This window comes from Isoptericola hypogeus, assembly GCF_039531145.1.
GTDB classification, from domain to species: domain Bacteria; phylum Actinomycetota; class Actinomycetes; order Actinomycetales; family Cellulomonadaceae; genus Isoptericola; species Isoptericola hypogeus.
Window position 1 is genome coordinate 214,520 of sequence record NZ_BAAAPM010000009.1, and the last position, 21,382, is coordinate 235,901.

The window sequence follows — 21,382 nt, forward strand, 5'->3', positions numbered from 1 at the left end:
GGTCAGTGGGGAGGGAGGAGGGGCCCGGAGGGGCGGTGGGCCCCTCCTCCCGGCTCGTGGCGCGGATCAGACCCAGGTGCGCATGGTGACCTCGAGCGGCTCGGTCGGGTGACCGATGAGGCGGGCGAGGTCGCCGTGCGTGGGTGCGAGGGCGTTGTCGCGCATGTTGCCGTTGAGCGCGACCATGAAACCGGCCATGCCCTCGTCGAGGCCGAACGCCTGGAGCTGCTCGAGCTCCTGGGCGGGGGTGAGCGCCTCGTAGCGCACGGGAGTGCCGAGCACCTCCTGGGCGGTGGCGGCGAAGTCGGCGTAGCTCCACGCGACGTCGCCGGACAGCTCGTAGGCGCGGGTCTCGTGGCCGGGCGTCGTGAGCACGACGGCGGCGGCCTCGGCGAAGTCCCTGCGCGGAGCGTTCGCGAGGCGACCGTCGCCCACGCTGTTGGCGATGACGCCGCGCTCGCGCGCGCCGGCGAATTCCTGCTGGTGGTTCTCGGTGTACCAGCCGTTGCGCAGGAAGGTCGCGGGGATGCCGGAGGCGGTGACGAGTTCCTCGGTGGCCTTGTGCTCCGCGGCCAGCCCCAGGATCGTCGTGGGCGCCTCGAGCGCGGAGGTGTAGACCAGGTGCTTCACGCCGGCCTTGCGGGCCGCGTCGATCGCGGTGCCGCGCGGGGCGAGGGCCTGGCCCGGCATACCGACGGAGATGAGCAGCAGCTTCTCGACGCCGTCGAGCTGGGCGGCGGTGGCGTCGACCGCGTCGGGGACGTCGAGGTCCAGGATGGCGGTGCGCAGGCCGCGCTCGGCGAGGGCGGCAAGGCGCTCGGCGTTGCGGCCCAGAGCGAGCAGGTCGCCGGCGGGAACGCCGCGGTCGAGCAGGGCGTCGATCGTGAGGCCGCCGAGCTGGCCGGTGGCGCCGATGATCGCGATGGTCATGGGAGTTTCTCCTTCTGTTCCGAGCAGTCAGATGGTCACTGTCAGGCGGTGACGATGCGCAGCACGAGGGTCGCGACGGACAGCACGAGCGGGACGAGCGGCATCGTCAGGCCCTTGGTGTCGCCGGCGCGGAGGTGGCCGATGATCGCGCCGACGAAGTAGGCGGTCAGGCCGGCCGCGGCGGCGATGCCCAGGGGCTCGATCCACAGGCCGATGACGATGCCGAGCGCGCCGGCGATCTCGAGGGTGGCCAGGACGGGGAAGTAGCGCTCCGGGACGCCGACGGTGCCGCCGATGGTGGTGACGACCTGCTCGTTCTTGCGGAGCTTCATCACGGCGGAGTTGAGGGCCATGAGGGCGAGCAGGGCGGTGACGATGACGAGGGCGATGAACATGACGTCCTTCTGTGTGGTCGCGAGCCGAGTGGTCGCGGGGATCAGTTGCTGATGGCGGGGGCGCGGCCGACGTAGGTGCGGTCGTCGACCTGCGCGGCGGTGAACGCGGCGATGTCGGCGCGGCTGACGGCGAACCCGAGCTTGTCCGTGCCGCCGTAGAACCCGGCGCGCGCGGTGCCCTTCTTGGGGCCGTTCGTCGGACGGATGAACCGCACGATCGTCCAGTCCAGGTCGGAGGCATGGACGGGGTCGGTCATGCCACGGATCTCGTCGTAAGCGCGGCGCATGAACGTGCGCGGCATGAACGCGATGAGGCGGGTGACGAACGTCGGCGTCTCACGCGGGTCGAGCACCGCCGGGGTCGCCTGCCCGATGTACCGGGTGACGCCGTGGCGCTGCATGGCGTCGAGGATGTGCCGGGTGCCCTCGACCAGCGGGGTGCCGGTGGCCTTGCGGTCCATGCTCGGACCGAGCGCGCTCACGACGGGCGTCGGCCCCGGCGACGGCCGAGTCGATCGCGTCGGCGTCGGACATCTCGCCGACGACGACGCGCACCTGGTCGCCCCACGACGCCGGCACCTTCTGCGGGTTGCGGGCGTAGGCGGTGACGGTGTGGCCGCGCTCGAGGAGCTCGGCGACGGTCAGGGAGCCGATGGCGCCGGTGGCGCCGAAGACGGTGACGTTCATGCGGGGTCCTTGTCCGTGGCGTGGCCGGCCGGGGTGGGCGCCAGCACGTGGCGCACGGCGGGGGCGACGACGTCGCCGAAGCGTCGGATGGAGTCGCGGACCATCTGCGGCGGCATGCCGCCGAGGTCGACCTATCCGAGGAACCGGTCGACGCCGAGCTCGCTGCCCAGGTCGAGGATCTTGGCGGCGACCTCGCGCGGTCCGCCGACCATGAGGGCGCCGCGTCGGTCGGCCATGGCGTCCATCTGGGCGCGCTCGACGTCCCAGCCGCGTCCGCCGTTGGTCTCGGGCGACAGGTACCGGTGGTAGTAGGGGTAGAGCTCCTCGAGGGCCTGCTCCTGCGTTTCCCCGACGTAGAAGTGGCTGGTGATGCCGACCTTCAGCTGCTCGTCGGGGTGACCGGCCTCCCGGCCCGCGGACCGGTACAGGTCGATCAGGCGCTTGGCGTGGTCGATGGAACCGCCGATGAGGCCGAGGGCCATCGGCACGCCGAGCCGTCCGGCGCGCAGCGCGCTGGAGGGGGTGCCGCCGACGGCGACCCACACGGGCAGGTCCCCGTGGGTGGGCGGGTTGACCTCGGCCTCGTGCAGGGCGGGGCGGAAGCGTCCCTCCCACGTGACGGGCTTCTGCTCGCGCAACCGCAGCAGCAGGTCGAGCTTCTCGGCGAACAGGTCGTCCAGCTGGGAGATGTCCTCGCCGAACAGCGCGAACGGCTCGGCGAAGGCGCTGCGCCCGGCGATGATCTCCGCACGGCCGTGGCTGACCTGGTCGAGGGTGGCGAAGTCCTGGTAGACCCGCACCGGGTCGAGCACGCTCAGCACGCTCGCGGTAGTGGTGAGCGTGATGCGCTGGGTGGCACGGGCGATGGCGGCGTGCACCACGGCGGGCGAGGAGACGGCGAACTGGCGGGTGTGGTGCTCGCCGATGCCGTACGCGTCCAGCCCGTGCCGCTCGGCCAGGATGCCGTACTCGACGATGTCGTCGATCCGGCTGGCGGCCGTGTCGGGGGAGTCGGGGAAGATGTCGCTCAGGGAGAAGGCACCGAGTTCCATGGGAGTCCTTCCGGGCGTCGCGCGGCCACCCCGGATCGAGGAGGCCGCGCGGCGGTGCCAGGTGGTCAGGCGATCGAGATGACGAGCTTGCCGAGGGTGCCCTCGGCGAAACGGGCGAAGGCCGCGTCGACGTCGTCCAGGCCGAACGTCTCCTGGACCGTGACGGCGGTACGCCCCTCGGCCTGGTGGGAGGCGACGCGCTCGAGCGTCTCGGGCGCGGGGTGGGCGTAGACGGAGGTGACGCGCAACGTCTCGGAGGGGACGTCCGCCGGGCTGCGCAGCATCGTCGAGGCGAACGCCGCGTCCGGCTTGGCGGCCGCCACCAGGGGCTCGGGCGAGCCGGCGAAGTGGAGCACCGCGTCGACACCGTCGGGCACGATGCCGCGCACCTGGGCGGCGACGTCCTGGGTGTGGTCCACGGTGTGCGCGGCGCCGAGGCTCGTGACGACCTCGTTCTCCGCGTCGGTGTGCGCGGTGGCGATGACCGTCGCGCCGGCGTTCTTGGCGAGCTGCAGCGCCTGCTGCCCGACGCCGCCCGTGGCGCCGACCACGAGCACCGTGTCGCCCTCGCGCACACCCGCGCCGTCGAAGGCCATCACGGCGGCCGTGCCGGCCAGGCCGAGGCCGGCGGCCTCGGTGAAGCCGATCGCCTCCGGCAACTTCGCAATGCCCACCGCGGTGGGGACGACGACGTACTCGCCGAACGACCCGTCGCCCAGGAAGTCCTTGGTCACGACGCCGAACACGCGGTCGCCGACCGCGTAGTCCTCCACGCCCTCGCCGACCTCGTCGACGACGCCGGCGAAGTCCTTGCCGAGCACCACCGGGAAGCGGTGCTCCATCATGCCCTGCAGCATCCCCTTGGCGACCGACAGGTCGAAGCCGTTCACCGACGCGGCGTGCACGCGCACGCGCACCTCGCCGGCGCCCGGCTGCGGCACCTCCACCTCGGTGACCTCGGGCTGGGAGTCGAACGCGCGCAGTGCCACGACCTTCATGTCTGACTTCCTTCTGATCCGGGGCTCAAGCGGAGCAAACGCTCCGCTTCTGTGCTCCAGTGAACCACAGAAGTGGAGCAGGTATTCCGGATATGGGAGGATGGGCGGCATGAGCACCGAGAAGCGGCCCCTGCGGGCGGACGCCGAGCGCAACCGACAGGCGATCATCTGCGCCGCGGGGTCGGTGCTCGCCCAGGAGGGCAGGGACGTCACGCTCGAGCACATCGCCGACGTCGCCGGCGTCGGGGTCGGCACGATCTACCGGCGGTTCTCCTCCCTCGACGAGCTGCTCGGCGTCGTCCTCGAGGAGAAGATGCGGCGCTACGCCGAGCGCACGGAGCAGTTCGCGGGGCAGGCCGAGAGCGAGCCGTGGGAGGCGTTCCGTGAGTACGTGATGTTCATCCTCGAGCTCCAGGCCACGGACGCCGCGTTCAACGACGTCCTCCTCTCCGCCCGCAGGGGGAGCGAGCTGTTCCGCGACGAGCTGTCGCGGGCGTTCCGGGCCTCGGTGCGCCTCGTGGAGCACGCCCGTTCCGCAGGCGCCATCCGCGCCGACTTCCACCACAGCGACCTGCTGATGCTGCAGCACGCCGCCCGCGGGCTGCTGCGCGGCACCCAGAAGGCCGCACCCCTCGCCTGGAAGCGGTTCGGCGAGTACATGCTGCAGGCCTTCCGCGAGCCAGGCGACGAGCCGCTCACCGCGCCGTCGAAGATCTGGGCCCGGACCCTGGCCGCCGGTCGCGGAGGTCGATGACACGAGAAAGTGCCCGCCCCGGGCGAAGGCTCGGGGCGGGCACCGGCAGCGGTCCGGACGAGCTCACGGAGGTCGTCGCCGGCCTGCCTCGGGCCGTCACACCCACGTGGGCAGGTGCTCCGGGGTGTACCGGTCGCCGACGGCCCCGTGGGGGAGGATCGAGTCGATCCGCTCCAGGTCGGCCTGCGTGAGATCGACGTCGGCGGCGGCGAGATTCTCCTCGAGCCGTGCGCGGCTCCGGGTCCCCGGGATCGGAACGATGTCGTGGCCCTGTGCGAGCAGCCACGCGAGCGCGAGCTGCGCGGCGGTCACGCCCTTGGCGGACGCGAGCTCGTGGAGCTGGTCGACGGCGCGCTTGTTCGCCGTGTAGCTGTCGCCCTGCCAGCGCGCGTCGTACCGCCGGAAGTCGCCCTCCTCGTACTCCTCGGCGGGCTTCACGGCAGAGGTCAGGAATCCTCTGCCGAGCGGCGAGTAGGGCACGAACCCGATCCCGAGCTCCCGCGCGACCGGGAGCACGTCGGACTCGACGCCGCGCTCGAAGAGCGAGTACTCGGTCTGCAGCACCGACACGGGGTGCACGGCGTCGGCGCGGCGCAGCGTCTCCGGTCCGACCTCGCTGAGTCCGAAGTAGCGGACCTTGCCCTCCTCGATCAGCTCCTTGACGGTGCCCGCGACCTCCTCCACGGGGACGGCGGGATCCTGTCGGTGCTGATAGAGCACGTCGATGACGTCCGTGCCCAGGTAGCGCAGGCTGTTCTCGGTGACCCGGCGGATGTTCGCCGGGCTGGAGTCGTGGCCGTCGGAGCTGCCCTCCTGGTCGAACGTGAAGCCGAACTTCGTGGCGATCTGGATCTCGTCCCGGAACGGCGCGACGGCCTCGCCCAGGAGGGTCTCGTTGGCCCCGGTGCCCTGGTTGTACAGCTCGGCGGTGTCGAACATCGTGACGCCGAGCTCGTGGGCGCGCCGGATGACGGCGACGTGCTCGTCACGATCGTCGTCGGTCCCGTAGAACGCGGTCATGCCCATCGTCCCGAGGCCGAGCTCGGCGACGGTCAGGCCCTGCCGGCCCAGTGTGCGCTGCTTCATGTGCGGTCCTCTCTTCCGGGCGCTGCCCGGACATCAGTTCGTGGCGGTATGCAGCGTGGAGATGTCGATGACGAAGCGGTAGCGCACGTCGGACGTGAGCACCCGCTCGTACGCCTCGTTGATGGACGACGCGTCGATGAGCTCGGTCTCGGGCACGATGCCGTGCTCGGCGCAGAAGTCGAGCATCTCCTGGGTGACCGGTATACCGCCGTTGGCCGACCCGGCGATGCTGCGTCGGAACGCGATCAGCGACATGGCGTCCACCGTGACCGGCTCGGTGGGGGCACCGAGAATCACCAAGGTGCCGTCGACCGCGAGAAGGTCGACGTACTGGCTGTAGTCCAGGCCCGCCGACACCGTGTTGAGGATCAGGTCGAAGCGTCCGGCGAGGTTCTCGAAGGTGGCCGGGTCGCTGGTGGCGTAGTAGTGGTCCGCGCCCATCGCGAGACCGTCGTCCTGCTTCGCGAGCGTGCGCGAGAGCACAGTCACCTCGGCACCGAGGGAGTGGGCCAGCTTCACGCCGACGTGCCCGAGGCCGCCCATCCCGATGACGGCGACCCTGCTGCCCGGACCCGCGTTCCAGTGCTTGAGCGGCGAGAACAGTGTGACCCCGGCGCACAGCAGGGGTGCGACCTTGTCCAGTGGCAGCGAGTCGGGGATCTTCAGCACGAAGTCCTCGTGCACGACGATCGCCTGCGAGTAGCCGCCCTGGGTGACGGAGCCGTCCGTGTCGAGGCCGTTGTAGGTCTGGACGTTGCCGTTGAGGCAGTACACCTCCTCGCCCTTGCGGCACTGCTCGCACTCACCGCACGAGCCGGACTCGCAGCCCACCCCGACGCGATCGCCGACCTGGTGCTTGGTGACTGCCGACCCGACATCGGCGACGTGCCCGACGATCTCGTGCCCCACGACCTGCGGGTACGTGATGGGACCCCAGTCGCCGCGGACGGTGTGGATGTCGGAGTGGCAGATCCCGGCGTAGGCGATGTCGATGAGGACGTCGTGCGGCCCCAGGTCGCGGCGCTGGATCGTGGTGGGGACCAGCGGGTCGGTCGGGGACGTGGCGGCGTAGGCGTTGACGGTGAGCATCTCTCTCCTTGCAGACGGCGGTGGGTGGGGTTGCGCCGTTCCACCCGGCTCCACCCTGGCCCAGCCGGCGGCCGGCGTGGGAGGACCTGACAGGGCTCCCCAGGCGTGGGTTCGCCATCACGAGGGCATGGAGATGCCCGTGTGGGTTCAGAGGGCGGTGCACGTACATTGGCTGGGGTGGGTACCAAGGACGACGTGCGAGAGTTCCTGATCTCGCGCCGCGCGCACGTGACGCCGCAGGAGGTCGGACTTCCGACCTACGGCGAGGACCGACGTGTCCCCGGCCTGCGCCGCGAGGAGGTCGCCGAGCTCGCCGGGGTCAGCCTCGACTACTACATCCGCCTCGAGCGCGGCACGGTTCGTGGTGCCTCCGACAGCGTCCTGAACGCCATCGCCCGGGCGTTGCGGCTCAACGACCTCGAGCGCGACCATCTGTTCCGCCTGGTCCAGGGCGGTCCGGCAGCGCCGATCACCCGGCCCGGCGACCCCGCGCCCACCGCCGTGCGCTCGTCGGTGCGGCGTGTGCTGGACAACATGGCGGTGCCGGCCGTCGTGTACGACGCGGCGCACGACATCGTCGCCGCGAACGAGATGGGCCGCGCGCTCTACCACTTCCACTTCGACACCGACGGGCAGCCCAACATCGCGCGGTTCATCTTCCTCGACCCTCGCGCCCGCGCCTTCTACGGCGACTGGTCCGAGGCCTGCCGGATGACCGCAGCCATGCTGCGGCTCGAAGCCGGCCGGGACCCCCTCAACGAGGAGCTCACGGCGATCATCGGCGAGCTGTCGACCCGCAGCCCGCAGTTCCGCCAGGACTGGGCCAGGCATGAGGTGTATGAGCACCGCAGCGGGGAGAAGACCTTCAACCACCCGGACCTCGGCCCCATCCATGTGACCTTCGACGGCTTCGCGATGCCCGGCGAGGACGGCCTGTCCATCGTCACCTACAGCGCGGAGCCGGGCACCCCCGACGCCGACCGCCTCGCCCTCCTGCCCGCATGGGCCGCAGCCCAAGCGGGCGCGTCCGGGCCGGTCGCTCCATGAACGGCGGACGACGTACCCGCAACGAGGGCCGCTCCGGCCGGCGTTCAGCCCGATCATCGACAAGTCCCGCTCGATTCGGCTCGGTGGACGTCTGGCCGCTCCGGGACGACGCGTCGGCGTCGTGGAGCCGCTGACAGCCGGCCCTCCGGATCGCTCGCGTCGCGACTCACGCGGGCCCGTCGGGGACGATGGCGGGCGGCGTCCACGCCCCGCTGCGGACCTCCGGCCGCGGGAGGTAGGTGCGCAGGATGGCGGTGAACCGCTCGCCGTCGGGAGGCAGCGGGAGCCAGTTCTCCTCGGCCACGTCTGACGGCCGCCTGGTGGCGAAGACGAGGGTGAACCCGCCGTCGTCGTCCAGCGCGAGCCTGCTGCGGTAGCTGACCTCGTACCGCCCGGCGGGGTTGGGCACGAGCATCATCGACGGGTACGCGTAGACGGTGAGCGACCAGTACCCGTCGACGTGGTCGCCGGGGCCGTCGCCCGGTGCGAAGCGCTGGCGGTAGACGGTTCCGCCCGTCGGCTCGACGCCGGCGGCGTCGGTCTGAAGGGGCATGTAGATCGCCTCGGAGGCGGCGTTCCACCAGATCCCGGCGAAGTTCGCGGCGGTGCGGAAGCCGACGTCGTCCCCGAAGCTGTCGCGGTCGCCGGTGGAGGTCCATCCGTGGTGCGCCTCGCTGAGGTGCGTCATGAGGTACAGGAAGCCTGGGAACGACGTCGTGCGGACGAAGGCGTCGAGCGCGGCGGCGTGGGCCGGGTCGGCCGCGACGTACGACGAGAGGGCGTCGAGCAGCGGGAGCATGTCCGGCAGGCGACCGCTGCGGTCGGGGGCGGCCAGGGCCTGGTCGAGTCGCGGTCGCTCGAACAGCGCGGACGCGGCCGGTTCCGCGTTCGTGAACATCGGGACGTCGACGGCCGGCTCGATCTGCGGGTGCCCGGTGGAGCGCACCGTGAAGCGGTGCTGGAGGTCGACGGCCTTCGCGACGTCGTCGACGATCTGCACGCGGGTGAGCACCTTCGCCTTGGCGGAGGGCAGGTCGATCCGGTAGGCGCCGTCGGGGATCTGGGGGCTGCTGCCGGCGAGACACAGGGCGTAGGTGCCGTGTGGGTGCTCCGGCAGGGTCCGCTCGTTGACGTTCTGCACGATCTCGGCCCACTCGTCGACGATCTGGGCGGTGTAGTAGGTGCCGGCCGGCACGTCGGGGACCTCGAGCAGGGCGGGGGTGCGCTCGTCGACGGCGACCCAGGCCTCGGAGTAGACGACGTCCAGGTTCGGGTTGACGAACGTCGGCGCGGCGCCCGCGCCGGTGCCCGCGAGCACGGGCGGGTTGTGCTTGAGGACGTTGTACCCGACGCCCGGCTCGGCCAGGTCGACATGCTCCTGCCGCAAGACCAGATAGCGGCCCAGCACGTACACCCAGGCTTCGGTGATCTGCTCGTCGGTGAGGTCGAGGCCGTCCAGGGGTGTCGTCACGGGGTCTCCTTCGTGCTGCGCGGGCGCCAGGTTCGGCCGCTCCTGTATATGGCCTGGTGTCGGGCGCCGCCACCGCGCCGCCGCCAGCGCTCGCGGCGGGCCGGGCGCGGACGTAGCGTCGTCGAGCCACCGTTGGTCTCGTCCTGAGGAGAAGACGCGTGACGTATTCCGAGCTGCCCGGGCGGCTGTCCCAAGTCCGCACCGACGGCGACCTGCCGCGACGCGAGGACGTGCGCCTCGTGTTCGACGAGCTCGACCACCAGCTCGCCACGCAGGTGTATCTCTGGGCGCTGCCCCTGGTGTCGTTCGCGCAGTGGAAGCAGCAGCACGAGCAGGTGTTCGGCGCGACGAGCAGCGACCTCGTGCACTACGTGACGTACCGCGACCGGCTGGGCCTGATCACTGCGAACGCGACGACGCCGTACATCCTCAACTTCTTCGACCTCGCGGAGACGGGCCCGCTCGTCATCGAGCTCCCGGCCGGGCCGACGGCCGGCGGGGTGAGCGACTTCTGGCAGCGCGAGATCGGCGTCATGGGGGAGCTGGGCCCGGACGCGGGTCGCGGCGGGAAGCACCTCGTGCTGCCGCCCGGCGCGCAGTCTCCCGTGCCCGACGACTCCGGCTACTACGTGCTGCCGTCCACCGGGATGAACGTCATGTTCGGCTTCCGCACGCTCGACCCCGACCCGGCCCGGGCGCAGTCGCTGGTCGAGGCCGTGCGCATCTATCCCTACGCACGCCGGGAGAACCCGCCGGCCACCCGCATCCTCTCCCCGGACGGCCGCCCGTGGACCGGCGACCAGCCTCGGGGCCTCGAGTACTTCCGGCGCCTGCACGAGATCTACCAGTCGGAGGTCGTCGACGAGCGCGACCGCTTCTACCTGGCGATGCTGCGCCAGCTCGGCATCGAGAAGGGCAAGCCGTTCGCGCCGGACGACCGCCTCACGCGGATACTCGAGCAGGGGGCCGCGGCCGGTGAGCTCATGGCGCAGGCGAACACCTTCGCCAAGCGGTTCGAGGGCTCGCGCTACTGGCCCGACCGGCAGTGGGACCTCGCGATCGTGCTCGACAGCTCGTCCCAGCGCGGCGACGGGCACGACGAGCTGTTCGAGCGCGCGTCGTGGTTCTACGAGGCGGTCACCTTCTCCACAGCAATGAAGAGCACCACGCCCGGCGCTGGGCAGGCCTACCTCGGCGCGTACACCGACGCCGACGGCGACTGGCTGGACGGCGGCCGCGACTACGCGCTGCACGTCCCGGCCGGCGTCCCCGCGAAGCTCTTCTGGTCCGCGACCGTGTACGACGTCACGACCCGGTGCCTGATCGACAACGACCATCAGCGCGGCGACCGGGGCTCGCGCGACGCGGACCTCGTGACGAACGCCGACGGCTCGGTCGACCTGTACTTCGGCCCCAACCCGCCCGAGGCCGGGGAGTCGAACTGGGTGCAGACCATCCCCGGCAAGCACTGGTTCTCCTACTTCCGGTTCTACGGTCCGCTGGAGCCGTACTTCGACCGGTCCTGGAAGCTGGACGACATCACGGCCCGCTGAGCGTCCTTGCGGCCGGAGGGGCCGCCGGGGGCCTACCGCTCCGGGCTCGCCCATGGGTCGAGGACGACCTTGATGCAGCCGTCCTCCTTGCGCTGGAAGGCGCGGTACGCCCGCGGCGCGTCCTCGAGGGCCAGGCGATGGGTCCGCAGATCGAGCACCCCGAGCGGGTCGGCCGGGTCCTGGACGAGCGGCAGGAGCGAGTCCGTCCATCGGCGCACGTTCGCCTGCCCCATCCGTAGGGTGAGCTGTTTGTCGAAGAGCTGCATCATCGGCAGCGGGTCCTTCGCCCCGCCGTAGACGCCGGAGATCGACACGGTGCCACCGCGCCGCACGAGCGTGATCGCCGCCAGGAGGGCCGCGAGGCGGTCGGACCCGCCGCGTTCGGTGAGCGGGGTGGCGACGGCGTCGGGCAGCAGGCCGACCAGCCTCTGGGTCGTCTGGGCGAGCGGAGAGCCGTGGGCCTCCATGCCGACGGCGTCGATGACGGAGTCCGGGCCGCGTCCGTCCGTGAGGTCCAGCACCGCCTCGCGGACGTCCTCCTCGCCCGGGTCGAGCGCGATGACGTGGTGCCGCTGGATCATGAAGCGACGCTCGACGACCGGGTCGACGGCGATCACCGTCTCGGCGCCGCGGTGCCGGGCGATCCGGGCGCACATCTGGCCGATCGGCCCGAGCCCGAGCACGACGACGCTGCCGCCGTCGGGGACGTCGGCGTACTCGACGGCCTGCCATGCGGTGGGCAGCACGTCGGAGAGGTAGAGGAAGCGCTCGTCGGGGGTCCCGTCGTCGGGCACGACCACGGGTCCGTACTGCGCCTGCGGCACGCGCAGGTACTGCGCCTGGCCGCCGGGGACCTGGCCGTACAGTCGCGTGTAGCCGAACAGCGCGGCGCCCTTGTCCTGGCTGCGCACCTGCGTCGTCTCGCACTGGGTCTGCAACCCACGCGTGCACATCCAGCACCGTCCGCACGAGATGTTGAACGGGACGACGACCCGGTCGCCGACGGCGAGGTCCCCGGCGGCGCTCCCGACCTCCTCGACGACGCCCATGGCCTCGTGCCCGAGCACGTCACCGGCGTCCAGGAACATCCCCAGGACGCCGTACAGGTGCAGGTCCGACCCGCAGATCGCCGTCGAGGTCACGCGGATCACGGCGTCGGTCGGCTCTTGGACGTGGGGGTCGGGAACGTCCTCGACGGAGACGTTCTCCCGTCCCTGCCAGGTCACTGCTCGCATGGTGCTATCCCTTCGTCCCGGTGGTCGTGATGCCCTGCACGAAATGCCGCTGGCCGACGAAGAAGAGCACGATCATCGGGACGGTGGTGAGCACGCTGGCGGTCACCACCACCTCCCACTGCGACTCGCCGGCCGGTCCGAACTGGTCCACCAGGGCCTTGAGGCCGCGGGGGATGGTGAACGTGTCGGAGTCCTGCAGGTAGATGAGGGGCCGCATGAGGTCGGTCCACGCGGCCTGCGCCTCGAACAGCAGCGTGAGCACGAGCGCCGGGCGGCACAGGGGGACGGCGAGCCGCCAGAACATCACCCAGTTGTTCGCGCCGTCGAGCCGCGCCGCCTCGAACGGCTCCCGCGGCAGCCCGAGAAAGAACTGGCGCAGCAGAAAGATGTAGAACGCGCTGCCGAAGAGGTTGCCGGCCCACAGCGGCACGTTCGTCCCGACCAGGCCGAGCTGGTTCCAGATGAGGAACGTCGGGATCAGGGTGACGGCGCCCGGCAGCATCATCGTGGCGAGCACGAGCCCGAACAGCGGTCCCCGCAGCCGGAACCGGAAGAAGGCGAACCCCCACGCCACGAGCGCGCTCGACACGGTCACGGTCACCGCCGCGAGCACGGTGACGACCACCGTGTTCACCAGCCACAGGCCGATCGGCGCGGCGTCCCAGACGGTGAGGTAGTTCTCGACCGTGAACGTCCGCGGCACCAGCCGGTTGTCGAAGACGTCGGCCCGCGGCTTGAACGACGCCGACAGCAGCCACAGCAGCGGGTAGACGAACACGACGGTGGCCGCCGCCAGGGCGAGGAGGACGACCGCCCGCACGAGGCGGCGCGGGCGCCGTCTGCGCTCGGCGACGGGCGGCGCGACGACGTCCCCGGGCTCGACCGGGTCCGCGACGTCCGGCCGGGCGGCGCTCTCGGGCCGCGGCAGGGTGCTCATCGGCGGTCCCCCTCGTAGTACACGAGTCGCCGCGAGACGAGGAGCTGCACCACGGTGACGAGCATGATGACCACGAAGAGGAGCCAGGCGAGCGCGGAGGCGTAGCCCATGTGGAGGAACTCGAAGCCCTGCTGGAACAGGTAGATCACGTAGAACAGCGCGGCGTCGTTGCGGTACGTCGAGCTCCCGGCCCCGAAATACGCGGTGTACGCCTCGGTGAACAGCTGGAACGCGGCGATCGTGTTCACCACGACGACGAAGAACAGCGGCCCGCTGATCATCGGGACCGTCACCGTGCGCGTCCGCCGCCAGAACCCGGCCCCGTCGACGCGCGCCGCGTCGTACAGCTCGGTCGGCACCCCCCGGAGGGCCGCGAGCAGGATGATCACCGAGGACCCGACGCTCCACAGCGAGATCAGGACGAGGCCCGGCTTGATCCAGTCGGGATCGGTGGTCCACGCGGGCCCGTCGACGCCGAACCAGCCGAGCACCTGGTTCACCACGCCGTACTCGCCGTTGAAGAGCAGCAGGAGGAGCACGCCCACGGCTACGGGCGGCGTCATCTTGGGCACGAAGAACGCGGTGCGGAAGAAGCCGGCGGACCGCCCCGCGCGGTCGAGCAGCAGCGCGAGCCCGAGCGCGAGGAGCACGTACACCGGCACCTGCACCACCGTGTAGACGAGCGTGTTCCACAGGGCCAGGGCCACCTTCGGGTCGGTGGCCAGCTGGCGGTAGTTGTCCAGCCCGACGAACGTGGGGTCGTTGATGACGTCGTAGTCGGTGAGCGACAGGTAGGCGCTGTAGAGGATGGGCCACGCCGTGAAGACCACGAACCCGACGATCCACGGGCTGATGAACCGCAACGCGGCGTTGCGCTCGCGCCGGGCGCTTGCCGTGGGCCGCCGGCGCCGGGGGTTCGCCGGGGCCCGCGACGCGGTCGTCGTGGAGGTCACCGCTGCGACGCCCCCTCGCCCTCGTCCCACGCCGCCCACGCCTCGTCGAGAGCCTGCTGCGCCTCCTGCTGCGCCTGCTCGAGAGCGGCGCGCGGCTCCTGCTGCCCGTTGAGCACGCGGTTGACGGCGTCCTGCCAAGCCGTCTCGAAGGCGGCGTCCGCCGGGTTCGCGGGAAGCGTGAAGGTGTGCTCGCTGGCGGTGTAGCTGGCGTCGATCGCGGCGTCCCACGGGGCAGGCGCGTCCTGCGGATCGACCAGCTCGGTGCGGATGCGCTGGTCGGCCTCGGTGTTCGCGGTCAGGATGCCGGTGAAGACCTGCCCGCTCTCGGCCCGCGCGTCGGCGCGCTCCTGCGCGGCCGCGACCCAGGAGTCGGTGGCGGTCATCGTCGCGGCGTACCGGCAGGCGGCCTGCGGGTTCTCGGCGCCGCTGGGGATGGCCCACGCCGAGCCCGTCGCGTACGCGAGCGGCTCGCCCTGCCGGTCCTTCACCGGCCCGAACGCCAGCGGCGCGTCGGGCGAGCTCTCGTTGAGCACGTTGACGTACCAGGTCTCCATCGGCATCGCGCCCAGCACGCCGGTCGCGAACTGGTTGCCCGCGCCGAAGAAGTCGGCGGAGTCGCGGTAGGTCTTGACGGTGGCGAAGCCGCCCTGCTCGTCGTAGATCCCGAGGGCGAACTCGAGCGCCTCGAGCACCCGGGGGTCGTCGAGCTGCGCGGTCCGCCCGTCTGCGGAGAGCAGGTCGGCGCCGTTGGCCCGCGCCCACAGCGGGAGGAACTCCGGCAGCTTCGAGTCGACGCCGATGACGGACAGCTTGCCGCCCTCGGACCGGGTCAGCGCCTGCGAGGCGGCGGCCATCGCGTCCCAGTCCGAGCCGTCGACGTCCGCCATCGACAGGCCGGCGTCCGCGAGGAGATCCCCGTTCGCCATGGCGATCTGCACGGTGTCGAACTCGGGCAGCCCGTAGACCGCCCCGTCGAACGTCACCTGGGAGAGCGCCTCCTTGTCGAACACGCCCGTGTCGACCTGCTCCGCCTCGAGGCAGTCGTCGATGGGGACGACGGCACCGCGGGACGCGAACGTGCCGATCTGGTCGCGGGTGGCGACGACGAGGTCGGGCGGGTTGCCGCTCGCGACGGCGGACAGGAAGGCCTGGACGTCCAGCTCACCCTCGGAGAGGGAGACGTCCGGCCCGTCGAGCGCCTCCACGGCCAGGTCGTGCCGCACCTGTGCGATCTCGTCGCCGAGCCCGAACCCCATCACCGACAGCTCGCCCGTGAGCTGCTCGTCGCCGGAGAAGTCGGCCGTGTCGTCGTCGCCGGTGCCCTGCGCACAGCCCGCCGTCGCCGCGGCGAGCCCGAGGGCGAGCGCCGCCACGCCCCGTCGCCCGGTCCGAGCCCGGCCCCCGTTCGACCCGCCCTGGTGGTGCCCTCGTCGTCGCATCGCCTGTCGCCTCCGCGCCTGGCCGGTCGGCCCTCGAGGGACCCCGGCGCGTCGTCGGCGGGCTGCTTCACCGGACGCCGACAGTGAAGCACCTTTCCTCGCCGTTCACCCGGTGGTTCTCGACCCGGCGCGTCGCGGGCCGGCGGCCGGGCACCGTCGCCCCGTCCGACCGGTGGGGGAGCCGCCGCCGCGCTACGGTGGCACGGGTCCAGGATCGGCCCGCCCGCCCTCTGGGGAGGTAGGTCATGAAGGCCCTGTTCGTCAGCTGCACCCTCAAGCGGTCGCCCGAACGCTCGAACACCGAGCTGCTCGCCCAGGTCGTCGCGGAGGCGCTCGAGACGCTCGGCGTGACCGTCGGTCACGTCCGTCTGGCCGACCACGACGTCCCGCCGGGCGTCGTGACGGACCTCGGCGACGGCGACGAGTGGCCACCGATCCACGCGCGCCTCCTCGACGCCGAGATCCTCGTGGTGGTCACCCCCACCTGGCTCGGCCGGCCGTCGTCGTTCGCGCAGCGGATGCTCGAGCGGATGGACGCGATGCTGTCCGAGACGACGCCCGAGGGCACACCCGTCGCCTACAACCGCGTCGCCGGCGTCGTGGTCACCGGCAACGAGGACGGCGCGCACCACGTCATCTCGGAGGTCAGCGGCGCTCTCGCCGACCTCGGCTACACCATCCCGGGCCAGGCGTGGACCTACTGGAACCAGGGCCCCGGGCCCGGGGACGAGTACCCCGACACGGAGCACGGCCACGAGTGGTCCCACCGGACCGGGCGCCTGATGGCCCACAACCTGTACGCCGTCGCGTCCGCGCTGGCCGCGCGCCCGGTCCCGCCGCCGCCCGGCGGCTGAGCGACCCGTGCGTCAGTCCACGCGGTGGACCGTCTCGTGGTCGGTGGTCTCGTGGTCGGTGGTCTCGGTGCGGACCCGTCCGGTCGCGTCCTCGAGGGCGTCCAGCAGCGGGGCGAGCCGCTCGTGCGGCAACGACGTGCCGCGGGCGTGCTCCACCAGCCGCGCGGCGAGCTCGCGGACCGGGATGTTCGTGATGTTGGAGTAGTGCCGCAGCACCTCGAACGCCTCCTCGTCGCCGACATCCAGCGCCATCCTGATGACGCCCTTCGCCTGCTCGATGTCCCGACGGCTCGCCGCAGCCGCGCGGATGGAGACGTTCGCCCGCTCGGCGGCGAGGTCCTTGACCCCCGCGGTCAGGTCGAGCACGTAGCCCTCGAGCTCGACCACCTGGCCCGCGTCGTCGCGCCGGCCCTGCCCGACGATCGACACGACGTGCTCGTTCCCGTCGGCGTCGACGATGCGGTGCACGGTGGCGAAGGGAGCCCCGTCGCGGCGCGCCTCGTCCAGCACGCGGCGCACGCGGTCGCGGTCGTGCGGATGCTTGTGCGCGAGGACCACGGCCGTGGTGGGCACCACCTCGCCGGGCTCGAAGCCGTGGATGCGGTACGTCTCGTCGGACCACCACCATCGCCCGGTCGCGAGGTCGACCCGGTACTGACCCACCGGTGTCTGGTCACCGGTCACCGAGGCCTGAGGGTGAGCTGTCGAGACTTGTGAGTGGGGAGCATCGTGGTGCGGTGGGGTCATCGTGGCCTCCGACGATGAGCTGTAGCCGGCCGCTCCTTGACCGTCGCTTCACACGTTAGCCGGGTGAAAATGGAGCCGCCAAACGTCCGGGCACGGTACCGCCGGTCGCCCTGCGCGTTGCGACCCGGCGTCGTCGACCTGACGCTGGGAACGGGTCCAGCAGCGGGCCGTGCGACAGACCGAGCCGCCACGGGGCGCGCCCGGCACCGGCCACGGAGGACGACATGGCGACCTGCGACTCGTGCGGGAACGACTACCCGCACACGTTCACGATCACGAAGGACGACGGCACGAGCGGGGTCTTCGACTCGTTCGAGTGCGCCGCGCACGCGATGGCGCCGCGGTGCGCGCACTGCGGCGTCGCCGTGCTGGGTCACGGCGTCGAGGTCGACGACCAGACGTTCTGCTGCAGCCACTGCGCACGGACGACGACCGGCGCCGACCTCACCGACAGCGCCGGGTCCTGACGGCGTGCGAGCAGCACGCCGGCGGGGCACGGTGGCCGGGTCGGTGAAGCAGACCGCCGTCATCCTTCGCAGGGAGGAGGCCGGGATGGTTGCCAGAACCGTCGCCGACTGCATGACTCCAGCGCCGACCACGGTCGACGCCTCCGACACGCTGCGCACGGCCGCCCAGGCGATGGCCGCCGAGGACATCGGGGCGCTCGTCGTGGGCTCCGGCGTGCAGACCGTCGGGATCGTGACCGACCGTGACCTGGTGGTCCGCGGGCTCGCCGAGGGCCTCGACGGCGACGCGCGCGTCCAGGACGTCACCAGCGGGCGGCTGGTCGCCGTGGGCCCGGGAGACCCGGTGGAGGTCGCCGTCCAGGTGATGCGCGACGCCGCCGTGCGCCGCGTCCCCGTGCTGGACGGCGACGTCGTGGTGGGCATCGTCTCGATCGGCGACCTGGCCGTCGAGCGCGACCCGAGCTCGGCGCTCGCCGACATCTCTGACGCGCCGCCGAACGGTTGACGCGCCGGGACATGGGCGACGGGCGCCGGGGAGCGGTCCGGGCGGGGCCGGCATGACCTCCGCGCCGCCTGTCGCCCGCGCGCCCGTCGACCTGACCCCGGCCGAGGCCGCGCGCGTCGTCCGGTCGGTCCTGGCGCCCCTCGTCGCCCAGGGCGCTGTCGTGCGCCGCCCGCGGATGACGGCGTGGGCGGAGCGCCGCCAGAGCGACCGGACCGCACGCACGATCCTCGCGGGCCTGCGGGAGCGGTACGACGGAGCGCCGCTCGTCCTGCGCGTCGGCACGCGCCGCCTGGTCGTCGTCACGCATCCGGACGACGTGCGTCGCCTGCTCGCGGGCACGCCCGACCCGTTCACCCCGGCGTCCGAGGAGAAGCGTGGCGCGCTCGCGCACTTCCAGCCCGACGGCGTCCTGATCTCCCCGCCCGAGGACCGCTCGGAGCGGCGCCCGTTCAACGAGGCGGTGCTCCAGGCCGACCGGCCCGTGCACGACGACGGTGCGGCGTTCGTGGACGCCGTGGCCCGCGCCACGGGGCGGCTCGCCGAGACCGCGCGGGCGACGGGCCGGCTCGACGCGTCGTCCTTCGCGGACGCGTGGTGGTCGGTGGTGCTCGAGGTCGTGCTCGGGCCGGGCGCCCGGGACGACCGCCGCCTGGTCGACGTGCTGGGCGCGCTGCGCCGCGACGGCAACTGGTCGTGGCTGCGGCCGCGGCGCCCGTGGCTGCGCCGCGAGCTGGACCGGCGCGTCGAGAGCTACCTGCACGAGCCGGCGCCGGGGTCCCTGGCGGACGGGGTGGTCGCCCTCGGCGGGCCCGCGGCCGCCGGGCAGGTCCCGCACTGGCTCTTCGCGTTCGACGCCGCCGGCGCGGCGACGCTGCGGGCGCTCGCCGTCGCGTCCGCCCGTCCTGCGGTGCGCGATCGCCTGCGGGACGAGTGGGCCCGCGCCGGGGCCGGGCCGGCGCTCCTGCCGTACGCCCGGGCGTGCGTCCTGGAGTCGGTCCGGCTGTGGCCGACGACGCTCGCGATCTTGCGGGAGTCCTCCCGGCCGACCCGCTGGGACGACCGCACGCTCCCCGCGGGCAGCGGATTCGTCGTCGTGAGCTCCTTCTTCCACCGCGACACCGAGCGCCTCCCGGACGCCGACTCCTTCGTGCCCGAGGGCTGGCTCGACGGGCGGCACGACGCCGACTGGGGTCTCGTCCCGTTCAGCGGGGGACCGGCGTCCTGCCCGGGCCGCAACCTTGTGCTGCTGGTCGCGTCGCACGGTCTCGCGCGGCTGGCTGAGCTCGATCTGCACGTCGCCCGCGGCCGCTACCTGGAGCGCGACCCCCTGCCGTGCACCATGGACCACCTGGGGCTGAGGTTCGGTCTGCGCCCGGGCCGGGTGGCTGGTCCGGCGCGGCGGCGCTAGCGTGAGTGGTCGGAGTCAGGAAGCGGCTTCGGACCTCGTGAGCGACTGACGGAGGCCGAACCATGAGCGGACGACCGACCACTCCGACCCCTGCCGCCCCTGCTGCCCCTGCCGAGCCTGCTGGGCCTGGTGTGCCTCTGGCTGCTGATGATCTCGCGGCGTCGCTCGCCGTGGGGACGCATGTGCTGGTGGGCCAGTACCGCGTCGACCTCGGTTCGGGTCGTTGGTGGTGGTCGGACGAGGTGTTCCTCGTGCATGGCTACGAGCCGGGGGGCGTCGAGCCGGGTCTCGAGGTGATGCGGGCCCGGCAGCATCCGGACGACCGGGACCGGGTCGTGCGGGAGGCGATGGCCTCGTTGCGCACGGGGCGTCCGTTCGCGTGTGCGCACCGGGTGGTGGACGCGCGGGGGCGCACCCGCGAGCTGTTGGTCACGGGCCAGGTGCGGCGGGGCCGCGACGGGCGTGCGGCGGAGGTGGTGGGGTATGTGGTGGACGCGACCCCGCTGCAGCGGGAGGCCGTGGACCGGGAGGTCCGTAGGGCGATCGATTCCGCGTTCGTCTCGGCGGCGTCGATCGAGCAGGCGAAGGGTGTGTTGATGGCGACCCGTGGCCTGGACGCGGCCGCCGCCGAGCGGGTGCTCGCCGAGGCGGCGGGCGCGGCCGGCTGCGGGTTGCGGGAGGCGGCGGCGCAGCTCATGGCGGGGTTGTCGCGCGGCTCGGGTTTCGGGGAGGTCGCGGATCGGCGGGTGCAGGACGTGCTGGCCGGGGTGCGGCCGAGCAAGCGTCCGCACGTGCACGAGCCGCAGCTCGCGCGCCGACGCACGGCGGCATGACCGCATGACTGCATGACCGGCGAGCGTCACCGCGACGAGGACCACGTCAACCCTGACCAGAGGAGGACGACCATGACGAGCAGCGACGACCAGCAGGGCTTCCCCGCGCAGCAGCAGGAGCCGCCGGGCCTCACCGGGGCGATGGACCCCGTGCCGGACCACGGGGAGCGGTCGTACCGCGGCAGCGGCCGGATGGACGGGCTGCGCGCCCTGGTGACGGGCGGGGACTCGGGTATCGGGCGCGCGGTCGCGATCGCGTTCGCGCGCGAGGGCGCGGACGTCGCGCTCGGGTATCTGCCCGAGGAACAGGAGGACGCGGAGGAGACGGCGCGCTGGGTGCGCGAGGCGGGCCGCAAGGCGGTTCTCCTGCCCGGGGACATCACCGACGAGGACACCGCGCGGGCCCTGCCCGGCCGTGCCGCCGACGAGCTCGGCGGCCTCGACGTCGTCGTGAACAACGCGGGCTTCCAGATGGCCCGGCGGGAGGGCTTCGAGGACGTCACGACCGACGAGATCGACCGGGTGCTCAAGACGAACCTGTACGCGCTGCTGTGGATCACGCAGGCGGCGTTGCCGTACCTGGGTGAGGGGTCGGCGGTGGTCAACAACTCCTCGATCCAGGCGTTCCAGCCGTCGACGTCGCTGGTGGACTACGCGTCCACGAAGGCGGCGATCAACAACCTCACGGTGAACCTGGCGGCGGAGCTCGGGCCGCGGGGGATCCGGGTCAACGCCGTCGCGCCGGGCCCGATCTGGACGCCGCTGCAGCCGGCCACGCAGCCGCCGGAGAAGGTGGAGAAGTTCGGGGCCGACACGCCGCTCGGGCGGGCGGGGCAGCCGGCGGAGGTCGCGCCGGCGTTCGTGTTCCTCGCCTCGCCGTCGGACGCGAGCTACGTGTCGGGCACCGTCCTGGGCGTGACCGGCGGCAAGCCCGTGTTCTGA

General features: G+C 72.3%; 22 protein-coding genes and 1 pseudogene. 9 read left to right on the top strand and 14 right to left on the bottom strand.

Going from position 1 to position 21,382, the window contains the following annotated elements; translation table 11 throughout:
- Positions 1-66: 66 nt before the first annotated feature.
- The 6 genes and pseudogenes from ABD254_RS18995 to ABD254_RS19015 all read right to left on the bottom strand — a co-directional run bounded on the left by ABD254_RS18995 (position 67) and on the right by ABD254_RS19015 (position 4,062).
- Positions 67-930, bottom strand: a complete 864-nt coding sequence (locus tag ABD254_RS18995; RefSeq protein ID WP_344250345.1) for an NAD(P)H-binding protein — start codon at positions 928-930, stop codon at positions 67-69.
- Between the two features lie 41 nt (positions 931-971).
- Positions 972-1,325, bottom strand: a complete 354-nt coding sequence (locus tag ABD254_RS19000) for a DoxX family protein (protein ID WP_344250347.1) — start codon at positions 1,323-1,325, stop codon at positions 972-974.
- Positions 1,326-1,366: 41 nt separating this feature from the next.
- Positions 1,367-1,786, bottom strand: a complete 420-nt coding sequence (locus tag ABD254_RS19005; protein ID WP_344250348.1) for an NAD(P)-dependent oxidoreductase — start codon at positions 1,784-1,786, stop codon at positions 1,367-1,369.
- Between the two features lie 85 nt (positions 1,787-1,871).
- Positions 1,872-2,012: pseudogene (locus ABD254_RS21455) on the bottom strand (NAD(P)H-binding protein); the annotation flags it as partial.
- Between the two features lie 131 nt (positions 2,013-2,143).
- Positions 2,144-3,064, bottom strand: a complete 921-nt coding sequence (locus ABD254_RS19010) for an LLM class flavin-dependent oxidoreductase (RefSeq protein ID WP_344250350.1) — start codon at positions 3,062-3,064, stop codon at positions 2,144-2,146.
- Between the two features lie 65 nt (positions 3,065-3,129).
- On the bottom strand, positions 3,130-4,062 hold the full coding sequence (locus ABD254_RS19015) for an NADP-dependent oxidoreductase (protein ID WP_344250352.1): 933 nt from the start codon (positions 4,060-4,062) through the stop codon (positions 3,130-3,132).
- 109 nt (positions 4,063-4,171) lie between these two features.
- Here ABD254_RS19015 and ABD254_RS19020 point away from each other — a divergent pair, with 109 nt between their 5' ends.
- On the top strand, positions 4,172-4,816 hold the full coding sequence (locus ABD254_RS19020; protein ID WP_344250353.1) for a TetR/AcrR family transcriptional regulator: 645 nt from the start codon (positions 4,172-4,174) through the stop codon (positions 4,814-4,816).
- Between the two features lie 96 nt (positions 4,817-4,912).
- Here ABD254_RS19020 and ABD254_RS19025 read toward each other — a convergent pair whose 3' ends face one another.
- Together ABD254_RS19025 and ABD254_RS19030 are read right to left on the bottom strand one after the other, a co-directional pair.
- The gene (locus ABD254_RS19025; protein WP_344250354.1) at positions 4,913-5,902 is read right to left on the bottom strand and encodes an aldo/keto reductase; all 990 of its coding nucleotides are present in this window, start codon (positions 5,900-5,902) and stop codon (positions 4,913-4,915) included.
- A gap of 33 nt (positions 5,903-5,935) precedes the next feature.
- A complete protein-coding gene (locus ABD254_RS19030) occupies positions 5,936-6,991 on the bottom strand; it encodes an NAD(P)-dependent alcohol dehydrogenase (RefSeq protein WP_344250355.1) in 1,056 nt (351 codons plus the stop codon).
- 177 nt (positions 6,992-7,168) lie between these two features.
- On the opposite strand from ABD254_RS19030, the gene ABD254_RS19035 reads away from it, so the two are divergent.
- Positions 7,169-8,038: a helix-turn-helix domain-containing protein gene (locus ABD254_RS19035; RefSeq protein ID WP_344250356.1), complete on the top strand. Its 870-nt coding sequence runs from the start codon at positions 7,169-7,171 to the stop codon at positions 8,036-8,038.
- A 166-nt stretch (positions 8,039-8,204) separates the two neighbouring features.
- Here ABD254_RS19035 and ABD254_RS19040 read toward each other — a convergent pair whose 3' ends face one another.
- A complete protein-coding gene (locus tag ABD254_RS19040) occupies positions 8,205-9,509 on the bottom strand; it encodes a DUF1214 domain-containing protein (protein WP_344250357.1) in 1,305 nt (434 codons plus the stop codon).
- A 158-nt stretch (positions 9,510-9,667) separates the two neighbouring features.
- Between ABD254_RS19040 and ABD254_RS19045 the strand changes: the two genes are divergently transcribed.
- Positions 9,668-11,062 carry a DUF1254 domain-containing protein gene (locus tag ABD254_RS19045; protein ID WP_344250359.1) on the top strand — a complete coding sequence of 465 codons (1,395 nt, stop codon included), beginning with the start codon at positions 9,668-9,670 and terminating at the stop codon, positions 11,060-11,062.
- A gap of 32 nt (positions 11,063-11,094) precedes the next feature.
- On the opposite strand, the gene ABD254_RS19050 is transcribed toward ABD254_RS19045, so the two are convergent.
- Genes ABD254_RS19050 through ABD254_RS19065 form a run of 4 tightly spaced genes read right to left on the bottom strand, consistent with a single transcriptional unit; the run spans position 11,095 to position 15,560 of the window.
- Positions 11,095-12,297, bottom strand: a complete 1,203-nt coding sequence (locus tag ABD254_RS19050; protein ID WP_344250361.1) for a zinc-dependent alcohol dehydrogenase — start codon at positions 12,295-12,297, stop codon at positions 11,095-11,097.
- Between the two features lie 4 nt (positions 12,298-12,301).
- Positions 12,302-13,234, bottom strand: coding sequence for a carbohydrate ABC transporter permease (locus ABD254_RS19055; protein ID WP_344250362.1), 933 nt, complete (start codon positions 13,232-13,234; stop codon positions 12,302-12,304).
- Positions 13,231-14,187, bottom strand: coding sequence for a carbohydrate ABC transporter permease (locus tag ABD254_RS19060; protein ID WP_344250363.1), 957 nt, complete (start codon positions 14,185-14,187; stop codon positions 13,231-13,233). The genes ABD254_RS19055 and ABD254_RS19060 overlap by 4 nt, the downstream gene beginning before the upstream one ends.
- Positions 14,184-15,560, bottom strand: a complete 1,377-nt coding sequence (locus tag ABD254_RS19065) for an extracellular solute-binding protein (RefSeq protein WP_344250364.1) — start codon at positions 15,558-15,560, stop codon at positions 14,184-14,186. Before ABD254_RS19065 ends, ABD254_RS19060 begins: the two co-directional genes overlap by 4 nt.
- 311 nt (positions 15,561-15,871) lie before the next feature.
- Between ABD254_RS19065 and ABD254_RS19070 the strand changes: the two genes are divergently transcribed.
- Positions 15,872-16,480: a flavodoxin family protein gene (locus ABD254_RS19070; RefSeq protein ID WP_344250365.1), complete on the top strand. Its 609-nt coding sequence runs from the start codon at positions 15,872-15,874 to the stop codon at positions 16,478-16,480.
- A gap of 12 nt (positions 16,481-16,492) precedes the next feature.
- Here the strand turns inward: ABD254_RS19070 and ABD254_RS19075 are convergent, their stop codons facing one another.
- Positions 16,493-17,164 carry a PAS and ANTAR domain-containing protein gene (locus ABD254_RS19075; protein ID WP_344250367.1) on the bottom strand — a complete coding sequence of 224 codons (672 nt, stop codon included), beginning with the start codon at positions 17,162-17,164 and terminating at the stop codon, positions 16,493-16,495.
- Positions 17,165-17,451: 287 nt separating this feature from the next.
- Here ABD254_RS19075 and ABD254_RS19080 point away from each other — a divergent pair, with 287 nt between their 5' ends.
- The 5 genes from ABD254_RS19080 to ABD254_RS19100 all read left to right on the top strand — a co-directional run bounded on the left by ABD254_RS19080 (position 17,452) and on the right by ABD254_RS19100 (position 21,382).
- The gene (locus ABD254_RS19080) at positions 17,452-17,694 is read left to right on the top strand and encodes a hypothetical protein (RefSeq protein ID WP_344250368.1); all 243 of its coding nucleotides are present in this window, start codon (positions 17,452-17,454) and stop codon (positions 17,692-17,694) included.
- Positions 17,695-17,779: 85 nt separating this feature from the next.
- A complete protein-coding gene (locus ABD254_RS19085; protein WP_344250370.1) occupies positions 17,780-18,199 on the top strand; it encodes a CBS domain-containing protein in 420 nt (139 codons plus the stop codon).
- Between the two features lie 52 nt (positions 18,200-18,251).
- Entirely contained in the window at positions 18,252-19,607 is a 1,356-nt protein-coding gene (locus ABD254_RS19090; RefSeq protein WP_344250372.1) for a cytochrome P450, read from the top strand.
- Positions 19,608-19,738: 131 nt separating this feature from the next.
- On the top strand, positions 19,739-20,440 hold the full coding sequence (locus ABD254_RS19095) for a PAS domain-containing protein (RefSeq protein ID WP_344250374.1): 702 nt from the start codon (positions 19,739-19,741) through the stop codon (positions 20,438-20,440).
- 72 nt (positions 20,441-20,512) lie between these two features.
- Positions 20,513-21,382 carry an SDR family oxidoreductase gene (locus tag ABD254_RS19100; RefSeq protein WP_344250376.1) on the top strand — a complete coding sequence of 290 codons (870 nt, stop codon included), beginning with the start codon at positions 20,513-20,515 and terminating at the stop codon, positions 21,380-21,382.

Excerpts from the sequence above, each read along its gene's own strand:
- ABD254_RS18995 (WP_344250345.1), bottom strand. The coding sequence starts at position 930 with ATGACCATCGCGATCATCGGCGCCACCGGCCAGCTCGGCGGCCTCACG.
- ABD254_RS19000 (WP_344250347.1), bottom strand. The coding sequence starts at position 1,325 with ATGTTCATCGCCCTCGTCATCGTCACCGCCCTGCTCGCCCTCATGGCC.
- ABD254_RS19005 (WP_344250348.1), bottom strand. The coding sequence starts at position 1,786 with ATGGACCGCAAGGCCACCGGCACCCCGCTGGTCGAGGGCACCCGGCAC.
- ABD254_RS19010 (WP_344250350.1), bottom strand. The coding sequence starts at position 3,064 with ATGGAACTCGGTGCCTTCTCCCTGAGCGACATCTTCCCCGACTCCCCC.
- ABD254_RS19015 (WP_344250352.1), bottom strand. The coding sequence starts at position 4,062 with ATGAAGGTCGTGGCACTGCGCGCGTTCGACTCCCAGCCCGAGGTCACC.
- ABD254_RS19020 (WP_344250353.1), top strand. The coding sequence starts at position 4,172 with ATGAGCACCGAGAAGCGGCCCCTGCGGGCGGACGCCGAGCGCAACCGA.
- ABD254_RS19025 (WP_344250354.1), bottom strand. The coding sequence starts at position 5,902 with ATGAAGCAGCGCACACTGGGCCGGCAGGGCCTGACCGTCGCCGAGCTC.
- ABD254_RS19030 (WP_344250355.1), bottom strand. The coding sequence starts at position 6,991 with ATGCTCACCGTCAACGCCTACGCCGCCACGTCCCCGACCGACCCGCTG.
- ABD254_RS19050 (WP_344250361.1), bottom strand. The coding sequence starts at position 12,297 with ATGCGAGCAGTGACCTGGCAGGGACGGGAGAACGTCTCCGTCGAGGAC.
- ABD254_RS19055 (WP_344250362.1), bottom strand. The coding sequence starts at position 13,234 with ATGAGCACCCTGCCGCGGCCCGAGAGCGCCGCCCGGCCGGACGTCGCG.
- ABD254_RS19070 (WP_344250365.1), top strand. The coding sequence starts at position 15,872 with ATGAAGGCCCTGTTCGTCAGCTGCACCCTCAAGCGGTCGCCCGAACGC.
- ABD254_RS19080 (WP_344250368.1), top strand. The coding sequence starts at position 17,452 with ATGGCGACCTGCGACTCGTGCGGGAACGACTACCCGCACACGTTCACG.
- ABD254_RS19085 (WP_344250370.1), top strand. The coding sequence starts at position 17,780 with ATGGTTGCCAGAACCGTCGCCGACTGCATGACTCCAGCGCCGACCACG.
- ABD254_RS19090 (WP_344250372.1), top strand. The coding sequence starts at position 18,252 with ATGACCTCCGCGCCGCCTGTCGCCCGCGCGCCCGTCGACCTGACCCCG.
- ABD254_RS19100 (WP_344250376.1), top strand. The coding sequence starts at position 20,513 with ATGACGAGCAGCGACGACCAGCAGGGCTTCCCCGCGCAGCAGCAGGAG.